We start from the raw sequence: 17,394 nt of genomic DNA on the forward strand, positions 1-17,394 counted from the left end.
TACGCGACGCGAAATCTGTTCGCGCTAGGAATCGGCCTTGTTCAGTCGCTTGTCCAGCAGTGCCAAAAGGATCAACGCCCCCGCACCGATCAACCATGCCACCACCGCGATCGAGCCCGCCGGGATGATCGCCAGACCGGCGTTGCGATGCTGGACCCGCACCAGGTTGGGGTCCTTTTTGTTGTACTCGACGTAGATTCGCATGCCGGTGGCCAATTCGGACGGGTAGAGCACGCCGAGTTCCGGCCGGTACGTGACGCGATCCGGGGTCACGAACTCGATGGTGGAACGTCGCGGCCCGGCACTGAGTACCTCGGCCTGCGCGACCCCCATGTTGCGTTTGATCGCCAGGTCATTGCGCCACGCCCCGGCCACCAACAGCACCGACTGCAGGGTGACCAGAAGTATGACGATCAGCACGGTTATCCGCGCCCAGCGCACCACCATCCTGGCCCGGGTGTCCGGTAGTTCCTCGCTGGTTCCGTGAATCAGGATGCGCAGCAAGTCTTTCGGCGATCTGGCGAGTCTTGTCACAACGCTGCCTTGATGGCCGCGTGGAGTCGCCGCAGCGACGACCGGTCCGCCTTGACCTCCAATACCCGCATGCCGACGCCCGGTTCGTCCAAGGCGGCGGCCAAGTCGTCGACCTCGATCTGGCGGCTCTCCACGTGGTAAGCGCGGCACAGCGCGCCCACATCGACGTCGTGCGGCGTGCCGAAGACCCGTGCGGACACGTCCGAGAACCTCGGATCGCCCTGCTCGAGCAGTTCGAAGATGCCGCCGCCGTTGTCGTTGGACACCACGATGGTCAGCTGCCGCGGGGTCGGTTCGGTGGGTCCGATCAGCAGCCCCGAACTGTCGTGGACGAAGGTGAGGTCGCCGATGAGCGCAACGGTCCGGGGTGGGTCATCGGCATTGCCGACGCGCTCGAACGCGAGCGCGGCCCCGATGATGGTGGACACGGTGCCGTCGATTCCAGCGACTCCGCGGTTGGAGCGCACCTGGATGCCCTGGGTGTTCAGCCCGACCAGCGCGGCGTCGCGCACCGGGTTCGACGCCCCCAATACCAGCTGGTCGCCGGGTCGCAGCGCGTCGGCGACCGCGGCGGCGACGTGCAGGCCGGTGGTGAGCGGGTGCTCGGCCAGCTGGGTGCGCACCGCGGTGACAGCCTGCTCATTGACTTCGGCGCAGCGGCGCAGCCAAGCCGGGTTGGGCGTGCCGGACGTGACCGCCCGGGTGCCGGTGGCCTGCGAGTTTCCCGAGACGTCGGGCCAGCGGGGTCCCGTCGTCAGCGCGAATACCGGCACTGCGGCGTCGGCCAGCAGTGCCGACACCGGCCGGTGCAGCGTGGGGCGGCCCAGCATGATCACCTGCTGAGGCCGCAACAGGGGCAGCGCCAGCGGATGCAGCGGGTTGGCGGCCGGCGGCGCCGTCGGCTCGGCGACCGTCGGCAACGCCGCGAGGTTGGGGTGCGCGCCGGCGCCGTGGCCGGCGATGACGACCGTGTCCGGCGTGAGGTCGATGTCCAGCGGTTGGTCGAACGTGACCGGCGGGGTGTAGGTCCACGGCCTCCCACCGGGGCGGCCGGCCGGAACGGGCGCGTTCAAATGCTCGGCATCGGGCACCAGAGGTTCGCGCAACGGGATGTCGAAGTGCACCGGCCCGGCGTTCGCGGTGCGAGAACCCATGGCGGCCACCAACACTCGGCAGGTTGCCGAACGCCAGGTGGCATTGAGGGCGGGCAACCGCTCGGCCGCATCCTCGGCCAGGCCGAGACTGATGGTGGCCCGCACCTGCGAGCCGAAATAGCCGAGTTGCTCCATGGTCTGGTTGGCGCCGGTACCCAGCAGTTCGTACGGCCTGTTGGCGGACAGCACGATCAGCGGCACCCGGGCGTAGTTGGCCTCGACCACGGCCGGCCCGAGGTTGGCGACCGCGGTCCCCGACGTCATGGCGATGCACACCGGTGCGTTCGCCCCGATGGCCAGACCGATGGCGAGATAACCGGCGGTCCGTTCATCGATGCGGACGTGCAGTCGTAGCCGCCCCGCCCGGTCGGCGTCCTGCAGCGCGAACGCCAGCGGCGCGTTGCGTGAGCCGGGACACAGCACCACGTCGCGGACGCCGCCGCGAATCAATTCGTCGACGACGACGCGCGCCTGGGTCGTCGAGGGGTTCACCTCTACAGGGTGTCACAGCCCTGCGCAGTGTCGACTCTGCGTCCAGGGCGGAGACGCGCCGATGAGGTGCGCGCTGGACGCAGTCTCGACGGCCTTCGGCAGGCGGCGAGTCAGGCCTTGGCCCCGCCGAAGAACTTCAGCATCGCGGCATTGACCGCCTCCGGCCGTTCCAGGAACCCGAGGTGCCCGGTGTCGGGGACCTGCAGGTAGCGGCCGTTGGGCAGCGCGTCGGCCACCTCGCGGCCCAGATAGGGCGGGGTGATCACGTCGTCGGAGAAACCGATCACGAGCACTGGGGCGGCGATGTTGCGGTAGGCGGGCAACCGGTTGGTCTGCGGGGCGATGTCGAGCTGGCATCGATAGCCGGGAGTGAGCTTGGTCGGCCACATGCTGAACATCGCGATCCAGTCGGCGATGGCCGCGTCGTCGTTCAGCGTCTTGCGGGAAAAGTTCTCCACCAGGCGGGTTTTCGCGTCGTAGGTGGCGGGCAGGCCGACGCCTGCCGCATCGAGGTCGGCCTCGGCCTGATGGAAGAACTGGCGGGTGCGGTCCAGCCGGCCACGGGTGGCCATCAGCACCGCCGAGCTGACCAGTTCGGACCGGACCACCATGAGTTCCTGGGCGATGTAGGAGCCCATCGACACCGCAACGATCCGCACCGGACCGACGCCCAGGGATTCGATCAGGGCCGCGGTGTCGGCGACCACGGTCGCAGTGGTGAAGCCTTCGGCGTTCTCGGTGGCCCCGATCCCACGATTGTCGAAGGTCACACAGCGATATCCGGCGGCCAGGAACGCCGGGACCTGGTGCAGATGCCAGGTGCGTCCGGCACCGCCGCGACCGGAGATGAAGACAACCGGCTCACCGGTCCCCTTGTCGTCGAAAGCCAGGTTGATCACCCGATCGACGGTACAAGCAACGGGTAGCAGGCCTTGACCCGGTCGATCCACCACTGTCGCCGATCCGCCGGCGCGCTCAACGCTTGGAGCCGGGCGGGATCGGGTGTCACCGGACCGACCGGAAGAAATCCGTCGACGGGCGCGACCGGATCGGTGACGTCGTCGACGAACAGCCGACCGGTGCCCAGTCCGCAGGCATGCCGCAGTTCCGGCAGGGCCGCCGCGGCGGCCAGACCGTGGCCGATCCCTACGGCCGAGTCCAATGCGCTGGACACCACGATCGGGATGTCGATCTGCGCGGCGACCCGGAGCATCGCCGAAATACCGCCCAGCGGAGCGACTTTGAGCACCGCGACATCGGCGGCGCCGGCACGGACCACCGCCAGCGGGTCGTCGGCCTTGCGGATGCTTTCGTCGGCGGCGATGGGCACGTCCACTTCGCGGCGCAACTCGGCGAGCTCGGCGACGGTGGCGCAGGGCTGTTCGACGTATTCGAGCGGGCCGTCGGCGGTCAGCGCCGACACGGCCCGGGCGGCCTCCGGCACGCTCCAGCCGCCGTTGGCGTCGACCCGGATCGTCTGCACCAGCTCGCGGACCGCGTTGACCCGGTCGACGTCGTCAGCCAGGCCCTGTCCCGGCTCGGCGACCTTCACCTTGGCGGTGTGGGCACCGGGGAATCGGGCCAACACGTCGGGCACCTCGGCGGCCCTGACGGCGGGCACCGTGGCGTTGATGGGGATGCGGTCGCGTCTCGCCGGCGGGGGTTGCCGGTAGGCGGCCTCGATCGCCGAGGCCAGCCAGTGCGCGGCCTCGGGCGGTCCGTATTCGACGAACGCGCCGAATTCGCCCCACCCGGCGGGGCCCTCGATCAATGCCAGTTCGCGGGTGGTGATGCCGCGAAACCGGACCCGCATCGGCAGCGCCACCACCTGCAGGCGGTCCAGCACGTCCTGCAGGTCGGGAATCACTGCCCGTAGACCTGCCTACCGGCCAGGAAGGTGGCACGGACCTCGAGGTCGGCGATCTGCTCGGGGGGCACCGTGCGGGGGTCCGCCGACAGCACGACGAGGTCGGCGTACTTGCCGACCTCCAGCGAGCCGGTCACGTCGTCGGCGAACAGCTGCCAGGCGGCGTCGATGGTCTGCGCGCGAATGGCCTGCTCGACCGTGAGCCGCTCCTCGGGCGCCAGCACCCGGCCGCTGGGAGCCACCCTGGTCGCGGCCACACTAATGTTGCGCAACGGCTCCTCAGGCGTCACAGGAGGGTCATTGTGCAGCGAGATCCGCATTCCGGTGGCCACGGCGGAGCCGGCCGGCATCCAGCGCGAGCCGCGTTCCTCCCCGAACAGCCCGTCGACGATGACGTCCCCCCAGTAGTGGATCTGGTCGACGAAGATGCTGCAGGTGACCCCGAGCGCGGCGGCGCGCTGCAGCTGCTCGGGCCGGATCGCGCCGACATGCTCGAGCCGCAGCCGATGGTCTTCGCGTGGGTGCTTGCGCAAGGCCTCTTCATAGACGTCGAGGATGGTGTCCACGCCCGCATCGCCCTGCACGTGGCAGGCCATCTGCCAGCCCAGTGGCAGATATGCGTCCACGATCTCGGTCAGCTGCTCGCGGGTGTAGTTGGCGCAGCCGCAGGAACCGGGGGTGATGCCGGCCGAGCGGGTGGCGGCGGTGTCCAGGTACGGAAACGACAAGGCGATGTTGCCGATCCACGGCGAGCCGTCGACCCAGATCTTGATGCCGACCTGGCGCATCATGTCGTCGCCCTCGCCAGGGGTGGCGTCGGTGGCCATCTGCGCGTTGGAAACCTCGTAGGTGCGCAGCCGCACGGTCAGGTCGTTGTGCAGCTGCTCGACGAGCGGTTTGAACTTCGGGTCGAAGGCCATCTCCGAACACGTGGTCAGTCCGGCGCGGTTCAGCCGCGCACACTCCGCACGCAGCATGTCCGGGTAGTTGCCCGCCTGGATGGCGCCGCCCAGCAACGGAAAGACGGCACCGATCTCCTCGGCGGTGCCGTCGAGTTCACCGTTCGCGTCGTGACCGTACTTGGCGCCCTTGGGGTCGGGCGTGTCCCGCGTGAGGCCGTTGAGCTGCGCGGCGCGGGAGTTGAAGTACGCCTTGTGCCCGGAGTTGTGGATGATGACGAGCGGGCCGTCCGGTGCGATGCCATCCAGCCAGCTCAGCGTCGGGTCGGGCAGCCCCGGTTGCAGCAGGGCGTCCCAACCGTTGAGGTAGGCGCCTTCGGCCCCCCGACGAGCGGCCTCCCGCCGGATCGTCTCGACCACATCGTCCGGGTCGCGGATGGTGACCGGGCGGATGTCGACGATCCGGTCCGATAGCGCGATCGCCTCCATCAGGGGGTGACCGTGCGCCTCGATGAACCCGGGCATGACGCAGCCGTCGCCGAGATCGATGGTCCGGGTGTCCGGTCCGGTGTGCTGCGCGACGTCGGCGCGGTCACCGACGGCGATGATCCGGCCGTCGGCAATGGCAAGCGCCTCGGCCGTGGGGCGGCGTTCGTCGACAGTGAGAACGGTTCCGGTGATGACGACATCTGCGGCACTCATGAGAGCAGACTCTACTGATCAAGGGCGCGGCGAAGCCGAATTGCAACACGTTCTAGTCTGAGGTGATGAGTGTCGATTTGTTGCGCAACCCGACCCACAACGGCCATCTGCTGGCGGGCGCACTCAAGCGCCACAAGAACCGGCCGGTGCTCTTCCTCGGCGACACCACGCTGACCGGTGGTCAGCTGGCGGAGCGGATCAGCCAGTACGTCCAGGCGTTCGAAGCGCTCGGCGCCGGTTCCGGCGTCATGGTCGGCCTGCTGTCCCTGAATCGCCCCGAGGTTCTGATGATTCTCGGAGCCAGCCAGACTCAGGGTTACCGGCGCACCGCCCTGCACCCGCTCGGCTCCCTCGATGACCACGCCTACGTGCTCAACGACTCCGGCGCCAGCGCGCTGATCATCGACCCCAACCCGATGTTCGTCGAGCGTGCGCTGGGGTTGCTGGAGAAGGTGGACTCGCTCAAGCAGATCCTGACCATCGGCCCGGTGCCAGAAGCGTTGCGGGGGGTGGCGGTCGACCTGTCGGCGGAGGCGGCCAAGTTCGAGCCCAAGCCGCTGGTGGTCGCCGATCTGCCGCCGGACAACATCGGGGGTATGGCCTACACCGGTGGCACCACCGGCAAGCCCAAGGGCGTCATCGGCACGACGGGCAACATCGCCGCGATGACCCAGATCCAGCTGGCGGAATGGGAGTGGCCCGAGCACCCGCGGTTCCTGATGTGCACGCCGCTGTCCCATGCCGGCGCGGCGTTCTTCACCCCCACCGTGGTCAAGGGCGGCGAGATGGTGGTGCTGGCCAAGTTCGATCCGGCCGAGGTACTGAGAGTCATTGAGGAACAACGCATTACGGCCACCATGCTGGTGCCGTCGATGCTGTACGCACTGATGGACCACCCGGACTCGCACACCCGGGACCTGTCCTCGCTGGAGACGGTCTACTACGGCGCCTCGGCGATCAACCCGGTGCGGCTGGCCGAGGCGATCCGCCGCTTCGGCCCGATCTTCGCCCAGTACTACGGTCAGTCCGAGGCGCCGATGGTGATCACCTACCTGGCCAAGGCCGACCACGACGAGAAGCGGCTGACGTCGTGCGGACGTCCCACGCTGTTCGCCCGGGTGGCGCTGCTGGGCGAGGACGGCAACCCGGTACCGCAGGGTGAGCCTGGCGAAATCTGTGTCAGTGGGCCACTTTTGGCGGCCGGTTACTGGAACAAGCCGGAGGCGACGGCCGAGGCCTTCAAGGACGGCTGGCTGCACACCGGGGACATGGCCCGCGAGGATGAGGACGGCTTCTACTTCATCGTCGACCGGGTCAAGGACATGATCGTGACCGGTGGCTTCAACGTCTTCCCGCGCGAGGTGGAGGACGTCATCGCCGAGCACCCGGCCGTCGCGCAGACGTGTGTGGTCGGCACTCCCGACGAGAAGTGGGGTGAGGCCGTCACCGCGGTGGTGGTGCTGCGCGCCGACGCGGCACGCGACGAAGCGTCGATCGAGACGATGACGGTAGAGATCCAGGCCGCGGTCAAGGAGCGCAAGGGCTCGGTGCAGTCGCCCAAGCGGGTGGTCGTGGTCGACGCGCTGCCATTGACCGGGCTGGGCAAGCCCGACAAGAAGGCCGTGCGCGCGCAGTTCTGGGAGGGCGCCGGCCGCGCGGTGGGATGATTCTCTTGTCGAGCGTGAAGATGCCTTCACGTTCGCGGCCCAGCGTGAAGCTGTCTTCACGCTCGGCGAGGGTGGCTACGCTGGCGGACATGGCCGACCGCGTTACACCACCCTGGTGGCTCAAGCCACTCAACAAGGTCTTCATCCAGATGTCGAAGCTGGGGATGAGCTTCGGCGGGGAAAGCCCGGTCGTGCTGACGGTGCCCGGCCGCAAGTCCGGCAAGCCCCGTTCGACGCCGGTCACTCCGATGACTTTGGACGGCAAACAGTATGTGGTGGCCGGCTTTCCGGGTGCCGACTGGGTGAAGAACGTCAGGGCCGCAGGCGAAGTCACGCTGACCCGTGGCCGCCACAGCGATCGTGTCCGGATGGTGGAACTCTCGGCCACGGAGGCCAGGCCGGTCCTGCGGGCATTCCCCACCGAAGTGCCGACCGGTGTCGGCTTCATGAAGCGTTCCGGCCTCGTCCAGGACGGGCGCCCCGAAGAATTCGAAGCACTCGCCGGGCGCTGTGCGGTTTTTCGTTTCGACACATGATGCTGCGGTTGCTTATCGCCGTCGCGGTTGCGGCTTGTCTGGTGGCGGTGCCGCGAGCGACCGCTGCTGCAGGATGCCCGCCCGGCGGTGCCCTGGTGCCGCCCGGCGCAGCCACCCGGCAGATCAGCGACGTCGACGGGGACGGCCTGCCCGACACCCTGTGGGTCGGCAAATGGCAGAGCCCGGACGGTGCCATGACCCGCGCCGTCGGCATCGCCACCGCCAGCGGGGCCGACAGCCACGTTCCGGTCGTATCGGCAAGTCCGATACCGTTGCGCGCCTTGGCAATTGATGCACAGGACGGTCACCAGGTGATCGCCAGTGTGGGCCGCAGCGCGCCTCTGTTCGCGTTCGCCGACTGCCGGTTGCAAACCGTTTTGGACAGCCACTACGGCAGGCCGTTCGTCTTCGATCTGGAGAACCTGGCGGGCAACGGCACCGGCGTCGGCTGCAGCGAGGCCGGGGGCGAACGTCACCTGGTCGCACTGCAGGCGCTGGGCAGCGGCGGCCAGTGGACCGTGCGGCGCACCGAGATCGACCTGAACGGGCTGCGGGCCGCTACCGGCGCGTCCGATACCCTGACGGCCACGTCCGCGCAGGACCCCGCGGTGACGACTGCCCAGACGATCAGTTGCGGCGAGCGCACAATCGACCAGGATGGAGTCCAAGAGCCTTGAGTGACAACCCCTTTGACAAGACTCATTGGCGACCCGTCGACGGCTTCGACGATCTGACCGACATCACGTACCACCGACATCTGAGCGACGCGACGGTGCGGGTGGCGTTCAACCGCCCTGAGGTACGTAACGCGTTCCGCCCGCACACCGTCGACGAGCTGTACCGGGTGCTCGATCACGCGCGGATGTCGCCGGACGTGGGAGTGGTGCTGTTGACCGGCAACGGGCCCTCACCCAAGGACGGTGGCTGGGCGTTCTGCTCCGGTGGGGACCAGCGCATCCGCGGGCGCAGCGGCTACCAGTACGCCAGCGGCGAGACGGCAGACACCGTGGACGCCGCACGCGCCGGCCGGCTGCACATCCTCGAGGTGCAGCGACTGATCCGGTTCATGCCGAAGGTGGTGATCTGCCTGGTCAACGGATGGGCGGCCGGAGGCGGGCACAGCCTGCACGTCGTCTGCGACCTCACCCTGGCCAGTCGCGAACACGCGCGCTTCAAGCAGACCGACGCCGACGTCGGCAGCTTCGACGGTGGTTACGGCAGTGCGTATCTGGCCCGCCAGGTGGGCCAGAAGTTCGCGCGCGAGATCTTCTTCCTGGGCCGCACGTACACCGCGGAGCAGATGCACCACATGGGTGCGGTCAACGAGGTCGTCGACCACGCGGATCTGGAAGCGGTGGCCGTGCAGTGGGCCGCTGAGATCAACGCGAAATCGCCTCAGGCACAACGGATGCTGAAGTTCGCATTCAACCTGCTCGACGACGGCCTGGTGGGTCAGCAATTGTTCGCCGGGGAGGCCACCCGGTTGGCGTACATGACCGACGAGGCCGTCGAGGGACGCGACGCGTTCCTGGAGAAGCGGCCGCCGGACTGGAGCCCGTTCCCGCGGTACTTCTGAGCTTCGACGGGGCTGCATTTTTGAATCCAAGATACGAAGCTCTCTACGCCACGGCCTGTTCGAGTCGGAGATGCAGCAATCGGGCAACACCACCGTCGGGCGTGCGCTCGGCGTCGGCTGACACTTTCTCGCGCACCGGTTGTCAGGCGCGGTAGCCATCCGCTGCGCTGAAAGACACCCACCCTAGACTCGCGCCGTGAGCAAGAGTCCGCTGCGCCGGTTGACCGATCAGATCGTGCTGGCCAGCATGCGCCCGCCAGTGACGCCTCAGGTGCTGCTCAACCGGCCGGCGATCAAACCCATCGACCTGCGGGGTAAGCGCGTCCTGCTCACCGGTGCCTCGTCGGGCATCGGTGAGGCAGCGGCGGAACAGTTCGCCGAGCGCGGCGCCACCGTCGTCGTTGTCGCCAGGCGTCGGGACTTGCTAGACGAACTGGCCCACCGGATCACCACCGCGGGTGGGACGGCGATGTCCATCCCCTGCGACTGCTCCGATATGGACGCCATCGACGCCCTGGTCGCCGACGTCGAACAGCGCATCGGCGGCATCGACATCCTGATCAACAATGCCGGCCGGTCCATCCGCCGGCCGCTGGCCGAATCGCTGGAACGCTGGCATGACGTCGAACGCACCATGGTGCTCAACTACTACGCGCCGCTGCGCCTGATGCGCGGGCTGGCGCCCGGCATGATCGAGCGCGGCGACGGCCACATCATCAACGTCTCCACCTGGGGTGTGCTCAACGAGGCCGCTCCGCTGTTCTCGGTCTACAACGCATCCAAGGCCGCGTTGACCTCGGTCACCCGGATCGCTGAAACGGAGTGGGGCCCCAGGGGCGTGCACTCCACCGCCCTCTACTACCCGCTGGTGGCCACTCCGATGATCGCCCCGACCAAGGCCTACGACGGAATGCCTGCGCTGACCTCCGAAGAGGCGGGCGAATGGATGATCACCGCGGCCCGCACCCGCCCGGTACAGATTGCGCCCCGGATGGCCATCGCGGCCAAGGCGCTGAACACCGTCGGCCCCCGCTGGGTCAATACGCTGATGCAGGCCCGCAACAACCACCCAGGCTGAGCCGAGGAGGGTGCCATGACCGACATCTGGACCACCATCGCCGCCGAGCGCGGCGCCCTGGCCGGCGACCTGGCCGCGCTGACCCCCGCGCAATGGGACGCGCCCTCCCTGTGCGCCAGGTGGACGGTCCGTGACGTCGTCGCCCACCTGTCTGCCACCGCGTCGATGACCCCGGCGAAGTTCTTCGCCGGCATGGCCAAGGCGGGTTTCAGCTTCGCCAAGTTCTCCAAAGGGCAGCTCGATGAGCACCGCGGACCCGATCCGGCGGCTACGCTCGCCGACTTCCGCGGCCGGGTGCACTCGACCTCCGCCCCGCCCGGTCCCAAGGTCTCCTGGCTGGGCGAGATCGTCATCCATGGCGCCGACATCCGGCGCCCGCTGGGCATCGCGCATACCTACCCGACCGAAGCGGTCCGCCAGGTGATCGACTTCTACAAAAGTTCCAACATGCTCAGCGGCGCCAAGAAGCGAATCGCCGGTCTGTCGCTGCGCGCCATCGACGACGACTGGCAACACGGGCAGGGCGAAGCTGTCGAAGGCCCCTTGCTGTCGCTGCTGCTGGCAATGACCGGCCGGGCCGCGGCCTGCGACGATCTCAGCGGCCCCGGCGTGGCGACCCTGCGCAACCGGTGCTAGACACGAACACATGGAGATCCTGGCCAGCCGGATGCTGCTCCGACCGGCAGACTATCAACGCTCGCTGGCCTTCTACCGTGACGAGATCGGTCTGGCAATCGCCCGCGAGTACGGCGCTGGCACAGTGTTTTTCGCCGGCCAGTCGTTGCTGGAACTGACCGGCTACGACGAGCCGGACCATTCCCGGGGACCCTTTCCCGGCGCGCTGTGGCTGCAGGTGCGCGACCTGTACGCAACCCAGGACGAGCTGCGCGGCCGGGGCGTGCCGATCGCCCGTGAGGCCCGCCAGGAACCGTGGGGTCTGCACGAGATGCACGTGACCGACCCCGACGGCGTCAACCTGATATTCATCCAGGTTCCGCGAGGTCATCCGCTGCGCACCGATACCCGGCAGTGAGCGGGGACGAACCGAAGATGAACTGCTAGGTAACATCTGGCGACGACTCGCGATATTCCTGCATTTCCCCTAGTCATCCGTTCGACAAGGGTTACTCCGACCACAAGAATCAGGGCCTGTGAACATTCAGCTGTTCCTCTTGATCATCGTCGTGATCACCGCACTCGCCTTCGACTTCACCAACGGCTTCCACGACACCGGTAACGCCATGGCGACCTCCATCGCCAGTGGCGCGCTGGCGCCGAAGGTTGCGGTCGCGCTCTCGGCGGTGCTCAACCTGATCGGCGCATTCCTGTCCACGGCGGTGGCGGCAACAATCGCCAAGGGGTTGATCGACGCCAACCTGGTGACGCTGGAGTTGGTGTTCGCCGGCCTGGTGGGCGGCATCGTCTGGAATTTGCTCACCTGGTTGCTCGGCATCCCCTCGAGCTCCTCGCACGCACTGATCGGTGGCATCGTCGGTGCCACCATCGCTGCCGTCGGCGGACACGGGGTGATCTGGAAGGGCGTGATCTCCAAGGTCCTCATCCCTGCCGTGATCGCAGCGCTGCTGGCGATCGTCGTCGGCGCGGCAGCCACCTGGCTGGTCTACCGGATCACCCGCGGCACCTCGGACGAGCGCACCGAGGCGGGTTTCCGGCGCGGGCAGATCGGGTCGGCGTCGCTGGTCTCGCTGGCCCACGGCACCAACGACGCGCAGAAGACGATGGGCGTGATCTTCCTGGCCCTGATGTCCTACGGGTCGGTCAGCAAGACGGCCTCCATGCCGCCGCTGTGGGTCATCGTGTGCTGCGCGCTGGCGATGGCCGGCGGTACCTACCTGGGCGGCTGGCGGATCATCCGCACCCTGGGCAAGGGACTGGTGGAGATCAAGTCGCCGCAGGGCATGGCCGCCGAATCATCTTCGGCCGCAGTCATTCTGCTGTCGGCACACTTCGGCTATGCGCTGTCCACCACACAGGTCTGCACCGGCTCGGTGCTGGGCAGCGGCGTGGGCAAGCCGGGCGCCGAGGTCCGCTGGGGAGTGGCAGGCCGGATGGCGACCGCGTGGTTGGTGACGCTGCCGCTGTCAGGCTTGGTCGGGGCGGTCACCTACTGGATCGTGCACCTCATCGGAGGGTACCCGGGTGCGATCGTCGGCTTCGCGATGCTGGTGGCGGTCGCGGCCACCATCTACCTGCGGTCGCGCCGGGTGAAGGTCGACCACAAGAACGTCAACGCCGACTGGGAGGGCCACCTGACGGCCGGGTTGGACGGCGTCGACGAGCACGAATTGCCGCCGGCTCCACCGCCGCCCAGTCCGATGCCGCCGAGTCCGCCGACACCGCCTGCCCGTCAGTACGGCTCCGACGGCCAGATCCCCGCTCGGAACGCCTCATGAACGCCTGGTTCAACTACGAAGCCACGTTGAAGATCCTGCTTTTCAGCCTGCTGGCCGGCGCGGCCCTACCCGGATTGTTCGCCCTGGGCGTGCGGCTTCAGGCCGCCGGCGGGGGCACCCTCAACGCGGGCGGCACGGAAGGACGGCACCGCCCGATGCTGACCGCCATCGCCTGGCTGATCTACGCGGTGGTTCTCGTGGTGGTCGTCCTGGGCGTGCTCTACATCGCCAGGGACTTCATCGCCCACCACACTCACTACCCGTTCCTGGGCGCCAAACCGTAACGCGAAGTTGCTCGTCAACCGCGTTTCGGCGATGGTCAGGGGGGTAAGTTGATCGCACAATGAACCGTTTTCTCAGTTCGATCGTCTCGTGGCTGCGCGCGGGGTACCCGGACGGCATTCCGCCGACGGATTCCTTCGCCGTGCTGGCGTTGCTGGCCCGCCGCCTGACCAACGACGAGATCGTCACGGTGGCCAACGAATTGATGCAGCGCGGCGAACTCAACATCGACAAGATCGACATCGGCGTCGCGATCACCCAGCTCACCGACGAACTGCCGTCGCCCGATGACGTCGAGCGCGTCCGTAAGCGATTGGCCGCCCAGGGTTGGCCCCTGGATGACGTGCGCGACAACGGAGACCACGCATAGCCGTCCTGCGGGCACTGGGTGTAGCACCGGGTTCGGCGACCCGGCAGCTGCTGCCCGCGTTGCAGCGGGTGCTCGACGGCACCGACCCCGCGCTGGTCGTCGGCCCCGAGCATGCCCTGGATTCCACGGTTCGCGGCCTGCGCGTCGGGGAAGAGATCGACGAGGACGTCGCCCTGGTGGTGACGACGTCGGGAACCACCGGCGCGCCCAAGGGTGCGCTGCTGACCGCCGCGGCCCTGCGGGCGAGCGCATCGGCGACCTACCGGCACCTCGGCGGACCCGGACGCTGGCTGCTGGCCATCCCGCCGTATCACATCGCCGGTCTGCAGGTGCTGATCCGCAGCCTGCTGGCGGGATCGGAACCGGTCGAACTCGATGTCTCAACCGGCTTCGACATAACTGAATTGCCTGGCGCCGTAGCGCGTTTGGGCTCCGGGCGGCGGTACACCTCACTGGTCGCCGCCCAGCTGGCCAAGGCGCTGGCCGATCCTGCCGCCACGGCCGCGCTGGCCGAGCTGGACGCCATCCTGCTCGGCGGCGGACCCGCGCCACGACCGGTGCTCGATGCCGCGGCCGCTGCAGGTGTCTCGGTGGTACGCACCTACGGAATGAGCGAAACCGCCGGCGGTTGCGTCTACGACGGCATCCCGCTGGACGGGGTGAAACTGCGGGTGCGCGATGACGGCCGGATCGCACTCGGTGGCGCCACGCTGGCCAGCGGCTACCGCAACCCGGTCGATCCGAATCCGTTCGAAGACGGGTGGTTTCTCACCGATGACCTTGGTTCCGTGGATGATTCGGGTGTCCTGACGGTGCTGGGCCGGGTCGACGACGCGATCAGCACCGGCGGATTGACCGTGTTGCCGGGTCCGGTCGAGGCGGCCCTCTTCACCCATCCCGCCGTGGCGGACTGCGCGGTTTTCGGAGTTGACGACGTCCGGCTGGGCCAGCGGGTGGTCGCCGCGATCGTGCTGCAGGCCGGATTTGCGGCGCCGACCGTGCAGGAACTGCGTTCCCACGTCGCGCGCACCCTGGACGTCACTGCCGCGCCGCGGCAGTTGCACGTGGTCTCGGAGCTGCCGCGCCGGGGCATCGGGAAGGTCGACCGCCGGGCGTTGGCGCAACACTTCGGTCGGTAGGCCGCCTCTTTCAATAGGCTGCTGGTGTGAAGATCGCGCGCCGGGAAACCCTCGCGGTGGCGTCCGCGGCCGTACTGGTTGCTGCGGCGTTCGTGCTGCCGCGGATGAACGTCGGCGTCAAGCCGCGCTCGGATATCGGGTTGGAGCGGTTCGCGATGCGCGCCGGCGCCGCTCCGATATTCGGCTACTGGGATATCCACTTCAGTTGGGGAACCGCGGCGGCGATTGTCATCGCGGCTGCCGTGGTGTTGTGGGGTCCCGTTGTGGCGCAACGACTTTCCTGGCGAACGCTGCTGTTCGGCAGCTGGGCGACTTCGGCCGCGTGGGCGTTGTCGCTGGCGATGATCGACGGCTGGCAGCGCGGCTTCGCAGGTCGCCTGACCACCCGGGACGAATACCTGTGGGAAGTGCCTGGCATCACCGACATCCCCGCGACGCTGCGCACCTTCGCGAGCCGGATCGTCGACTTCCAGCCGCATTCGTGGACCACACATGTCTCCGGCCATCCCCCTGGCGCGCTGCTGACGTTCGTGTGGCTGGACCGCATCGGCCTGCACGGCGGCGCCTGGGCCGGGCTGTGGTGCCTGCTGGTCGGCTCCAGCGCGGCCGCCGCCGTACTGGTCGCCGTGCGCGCCCTGGCCGGCGAGCCGATGGCCCGCCGCGCGGCCCCGTTCGTCGCGGTGGCCCCCACGGCGATCTGGGTCGCGGTATCGGCCGACGGGTACTTCGCCGGTGTGGCGGCCTGGGGTATCGCGTTGCTGGCGCTGGCGGTGCACGGGGGTGTCCGGGTCCCGGCCCTCGCCGGTGCCGCCGCGGGGCTGGTGCTCGGCTGGGGAGTCTTCCTCAGTTACGGCCTGGTGCTGATCGGGTTGCCGGCGCTGGCGGTGCTCGTTTCAGCCGCCGACTGGCGGGCGGCGTTGCGAGCGCTCGGGCCGGCGGTGCTGGCAGCGGTGGCGGTGGCGGCGACGTTCGCGGTTGCGGGTTTCTACTGGTTCGACGGCTATAACCTGGTGCAGCAACGCTATTGGCAGGGCATCGCCAAGGACCGGCCGTTCCAGTACTGGAGTTGGGCCAACCTGGCGTGCGTGGTGTGCTCGGTCGGCCTCGGCTCGGTGGCGGGCGTCAGCCGGGTCTTCGACCTGGCCGCGATCCGTCGCCGCAGCGGCCTGCACCTGCTGTTGCTGGCCGTCCTGGCCGCCATCGTCTGCGCCGACCTGAGCATGCTGAGCAAGGCCGAGACCGAGCGGATCTGGCTGCTGTTCACCGTCTGGCTGACCGCGGCGCCGGCGCTGCTTCCGGTGCGCTCGCACCGGGTCTGGCTGGCGGTCAACGCGGCCGGGGCGCTGCTATTGAACAGCGTGATCTTCACGAACTGGTAGCGACGCCTTCGGTGGCGCGGGCGAAGCGACTGGTGCGTCCGCACACCTGACGCACCCCTGCTACGTCGCCGATGACGTCGATATCGGCCAGCTCCCGCACCAGCGCTACCTCAATACCGTTGTCCTGCAGCGCTTTACGCGTGAGATTGCCGGTGTCGGACTGCGACATCGGGACGCCGCGAAGACAGTGGGCGGCGTCCGGACTGCGCACCCCGAGCACCCACCAGCCACCGTCCTGCGCCATTCCGAGCACGGCCGGAGCTTCCAGCAACCGGCGCGCGCAGTCGGTCAGCAACTCGGCGCTGACTTGCGGCGTGTCCATCCCGATCTGCAGTACCGGGTAGCCCGAGCTCGCCGCGTCGGCGTGGGCGTTGACCAGGCGGTCGGCGAAGTCGTCGCCGCGCTGTTCGACGACGGTGAACGCGCCGAGCCGTTCCCGGAGCTCAGCTGTCCCGGCGGCATTGTCCAGATTGCCGGTCAGGGCGACCACTCGCGCGGCCACCGGGGCCGCGGCCACCGCGTCGAGCGTGTCGAGCAGCGCGGCGGCGGCTATCTCGGCGGCGACGCGGTTTCCGACCGTCGCCGCCAGCCGGGTCTTGGCCAGCCCCGGCTCGGGCGCTTTGGCGACCACCAGCACGGTGACCGGCAGAGTCACGAGATCACCTTCCAGAAGTCCAGAATCGCGGTGACGCTGCCCCGCAGCGACCCACTGACCTTGGACTTGCCGCCCGTCCGGGGGCCGTAGCTGACATCGAGTTCGACGACCCGCCAGCCGGCGGCCGCCGCGCGAACCAGGAGTTCCAGCGGGTAGCCCGATCGCCGGTCCTCGACGCCCAGGTCGAGCAGCGCCTGGCGCCGTGCCACCCGCATGGGCGCGATGTCGTGCACCGGAAGCCGGTGGCGGGTCCGCAGCCGCCAACTCATCACCACGGTGCCCACCCGGGCAACCCACGGCCAGTGCAGGCCGGCCACCGGGCGGCGCCGCCCGGTCACCATGTCGGCGCCGCGATCCAGTTCGGCGACCAGTCTGGGCAGGTCGCCGGGGTCCATCGAGCCGTCGGCGTCGATCACCGCGACGATCGGCGTGGTGGCCGCGACCACACCCGCGTGCACCGCTGCGCCGTATCCGGCCCTCGACTCGGCGACCACCCGGGCACCATGGCGGGCGGCCACCGCGGCTGTGCCGTCGGTGCTGTTGTTGTCCACCACGAGCGCCTGGTAACCGGCCGGGATGGCGGCCAGCACCGCAGGCAGAGACTCTTCCTCGTTCAGGCAGGGCAGAACGACGGTCACCTCAGACATGGG

Annotated in this window: 19 protein-coding genes; 12 read left to right on the forward strand and 7 right to left on the reverse strand. The window is 68.6% G+C overall.

Translation table 11 applies throughout. The features are described from left to right. Window positions 1-24: 24 nt before the first annotated feature. From ACNQS7_RS15375 to ACNQS7_RS15395, 5 genes are all read right to left on the reverse strand, one after another. On the reverse strand, window positions 25-504 hold the full coding sequence (locus ACNQS7_RS15375) for a DUF3592 domain-containing protein (RefSeq protein WP_418016005.1): 480 nt from the start codon (window positions 502-504) through the stop codon (window positions 25-27). A gap of 26 nt (window positions 505-530) precedes the next feature. Then, window positions 531-2,180, reverse strand: coding sequence for a 2-succinyl-5-enolpyruvyl-6-hydroxy-3-cyclohexene-1-carboxylic-acid synthase (gene menD, locus ACNQS7_RS15380; protein WP_418013189.1), 1,650 nt, complete (start codon window positions 2,178-2,180; stop codon window positions 531-533). 110 nt (window positions 2,181-2,290) lie between these two features. After that, window positions 2,291-3,079 (reverse strand): alpha/beta hydrolase, encoded by a 789-nt coding sequence (locus ACNQS7_RS15385; RefSeq protein WP_310781630.1) that lies wholly within the window; start codon window positions 3,077-3,079, stop codon window positions 2,291-2,293. Continuing rightward, window positions 3,076-3,993, reverse strand: coding sequence for an o-succinylbenzoate synthase (locus tag ACNQS7_RS15390; RefSeq protein WP_418016006.1), 918 nt, complete (start codon window positions 3,991-3,993; stop codon window positions 3,076-3,078). Before ACNQS7_RS15390 ends, ACNQS7_RS15385 begins: the two co-directional genes overlap by 4 nt. 50 nt (window positions 3,994-4,043) lie before the next feature. Beyond that, complete coding sequence (locus ACNQS7_RS15395) at window positions 4,044-5,648, reverse strand: amidohydrolase (protein ID WP_418013191.1); 1,605 nt, start codon at window positions 5,646-5,648, stop codon at window positions 4,044-4,046. 65 nt (window positions 5,649-5,713) lie between these two features. Between ACNQS7_RS15395 and fadD8 the strand changes: the two genes are divergently transcribed. The 12 genes from fadD8 to ACNQS7_RS15455 all read left to right on the forward strand — a co-directional run bounded on the left by fadD8 (window position 5,714) and on the right by ACNQS7_RS15455 (window position 16,089). Beyond that, a complete protein-coding gene (gene fadD8 / locus ACNQS7_RS15400; protein ID WP_310781624.1) occupies window positions 5,714-7,315 on the forward strand; it encodes a fatty-acid--CoA ligase FadD8 in 1,602 nt (533 codons plus the stop codon). 89 nt (window positions 7,316-7,404) lie between these two features. Next, the gene (locus tag ACNQS7_RS15405) at window positions 7,405-7,851 is read left to right on the forward strand and encodes a nitroreductase family deazaflavin-dependent oxidoreductase (protein WP_418013193.1); all 447 of its coding nucleotides are present in this window, start codon (window positions 7,405-7,407) and stop codon (window positions 7,849-7,851) included. Further along, the gene (locus ACNQS7_RS15410; protein WP_418013194.1) at window positions 7,848-8,528 is read left to right on the forward strand and encodes a hypothetical protein; all 681 of its coding nucleotides are present in this window, start codon (window positions 7,848-7,850) and stop codon (window positions 8,526-8,528) included. Before ACNQS7_RS15405 ends, ACNQS7_RS15410 begins: the two co-directional genes overlap by 4 nt. Further along, complete coding sequence (locus ACNQS7_RS15415; RefSeq protein ID WP_418013195.1) at window positions 8,525-9,427, forward strand: 1,4-dihydroxy-2-naphthoyl-CoA synthase; 903 nt, start codon at window positions 8,525-8,527, stop codon at window positions 9,425-9,427. The genes ACNQS7_RS15410 and ACNQS7_RS15415 overlap by 4 nt, the downstream gene beginning before the upstream one ends. Before the next feature lie 196 nt (window positions 9,428-9,623). Further along, on the forward strand, window positions 9,624-10,505 hold the full coding sequence (locus ACNQS7_RS15420) for an SDR family oxidoreductase (RefSeq protein WP_418013196.1): 882 nt from the start codon (window positions 9,624-9,626) through the stop codon (window positions 10,503-10,505). Window positions 10,506-10,520: 15 nt separating this feature from the next. Then, window positions 10,521-11,141 carry a maleylpyruvate isomerase family mycothiol-dependent enzyme gene (locus ACNQS7_RS15425; RefSeq protein ID WP_418013197.1) on the forward strand — a complete coding sequence of 207 codons (621 nt, stop codon included), beginning with the start codon at window positions 10,521-10,523 and terminating at the stop codon, window positions 11,139-11,141. 10 nt (window positions 11,142-11,151) lie between these two features. Next, on the forward strand, window positions 11,152-11,538 hold the full coding sequence (locus tag ACNQS7_RS15430) for a VOC family protein (protein ID WP_418013198.1): 387 nt from the start codon (window positions 11,152-11,154) through the stop codon (window positions 11,536-11,538). A gap of 118 nt (window positions 11,539-11,656) precedes the next feature. Then, complete coding sequence (locus ACNQS7_RS15435) at window positions 11,657-12,919, forward strand: anion permease (RefSeq protein ID WP_418013199.1); 1,263 nt, start codon at window positions 11,657-11,659, stop codon at window positions 12,917-12,919. Further along, window positions 12,916-13,203, forward strand: a complete 288-nt coding sequence (locus ACNQS7_RS15440) for a hypothetical protein (RefSeq protein WP_055578759.1) — start codon at window positions 12,916-12,918, stop codon at window positions 13,201-13,203. Before ACNQS7_RS15435 ends, ACNQS7_RS15440 begins: the two co-directional genes overlap by 4 nt. 59 nt (window positions 13,204-13,262) lie before the next feature. After that, window positions 13,263-13,571 carry a DUF3349 domain-containing protein gene (locus tag ACNQS7_RS15445; RefSeq protein ID WP_055578758.1) on the forward strand — a complete coding sequence of 103 codons (309 nt, stop codon included), beginning with the start codon at window positions 13,263-13,265 and terminating at the stop codon, window positions 13,569-13,571. Between the two features lie 68 nt (window positions 13,572-13,639). Next, a complete protein-coding gene (gene menE / locus ACNQS7_RS15450) occupies window positions 13,640-14,710 on the forward strand; it encodes an o-succinylbenzoate--CoA ligase (protein ID WP_418013201.1) in 1,071 nt (356 codons plus the stop codon). A gap of 26 nt (window positions 14,711-14,736) precedes the next feature. Beyond that, a complete protein-coding gene (locus ACNQS7_RS15455) occupies window positions 14,737-16,089 on the forward strand; it encodes a hypothetical protein (protein ID WP_418013203.1) in 1,353 nt (450 codons plus the stop codon). Here ACNQS7_RS15455 and ACNQS7_RS15460 read toward each other — a convergent pair. Both ACNQS7_RS15460 and ACNQS7_RS15465 read right to left on the reverse strand, forming a co-directional pair. Next, window positions 16,076-16,744: a TIGR04282 family arsenosugar biosynthesis glycosyltransferase gene (locus tag ACNQS7_RS15460; RefSeq protein ID WP_418013204.1), complete on the reverse strand. Its 669-nt coding sequence runs from the start codon at window positions 16,742-16,744 to the stop codon at window positions 16,076-16,078. The genes ACNQS7_RS15455 and ACNQS7_RS15460 overlap by 14 nt on opposite strands. Beyond that, complete coding sequence (locus ACNQS7_RS15465) at window positions 16,741-17,391, reverse strand: glycosyltransferase family 2 protein (RefSeq protein ID WP_418013205.1); 651 nt, start codon at window positions 17,389-17,391, stop codon at window positions 16,741-16,743. The genes ACNQS7_RS15460 and ACNQS7_RS15465 overlap by 4 nt, the downstream gene beginning before the upstream one ends. Window positions 17,392-17,394: the final 3 nt, after the last annotated feature.

The sequence above is a fragment of the Mycobacterium sp. 23 genome, from assembly GCF_048287075.1.
Taxonomy (GTDB): Bacteria; Actinomycetota; Actinomycetes; order Mycobacteriales; family Mycobacteriaceae; genus Mycobacterium; species Mycobacterium gordonae_B.

What these genes read in the sequence shown, in the direction of transcription:
- ACNQS7_RS15390 (WP_418016006.1), bottom strand. Translation starts at nt 3,993, where the DNA reads ATGCGGGTCCGGTTTCGCGGCATCACCACCCGCGAACTGGCATTGATC.
- ACNQS7_RS15395 (WP_418013191.1), bottom strand. Translation starts at nt 5,648, where the DNA reads ATGAGTGCCGCAGATGTCGTCATCACCGGAACCGTTCTCACTGTCGAC.
- fadD8 (WP_310781624.1), top strand. Translation starts at nt 5,714, where the DNA reads ATGAGTGTCGATTTGTTGCGCAACCCGACCCACAACGGCCATCTGCTG.
- ACNQS7_RS15405 (WP_418013193.1), top strand. Translation starts at nt 7,405, where the DNA reads ATGGCCGACCGCGTTACACCACCCTGGTGGCTCAAGCCACTCAACAAG.
- ACNQS7_RS15410 (WP_418013194.1), top strand. Translation starts at nt 7,848, where the DNA reads ATGATGCTGCGGTTGCTTATCGCCGTCGCGGTTGCGGCTTGTCTGGTG.
- ACNQS7_RS15425 (WP_418013197.1), top strand. Translation starts at nt 10,521, where the DNA reads ATGACCGACATCTGGACCACCATCGCCGCCGAGCGCGGCGCCCTGGCC.
- ACNQS7_RS15430 (WP_418013198.1), top strand. Translation starts at nt 11,152, where the DNA reads ATGGAGATCCTGGCCAGCCGGATGCTGCTCCGACCGGCAGACTATCAA.
- ACNQS7_RS15440 (WP_055578759.1), top strand. Translation starts at nt 12,916, where the DNA reads ATGAACGCCTGGTTCAACTACGAAGCCACGTTGAAGATCCTGCTTTTC.
- ACNQS7_RS15445 (WP_055578758.1), top strand. Translation starts at nt 13,263, where the DNA reads ATGAACCGTTTTCTCAGTTCGATCGTCTCGTGGCTGCGCGCGGGGTAC.
- ACNQS7_RS15465 (WP_418013205.1), bottom strand. Translation starts at nt 17,391, where the DNA reads ATGTCTGAGGTGACCGTCGTTCTGCCCTGCCTGAACGAGGAAGAGTCT.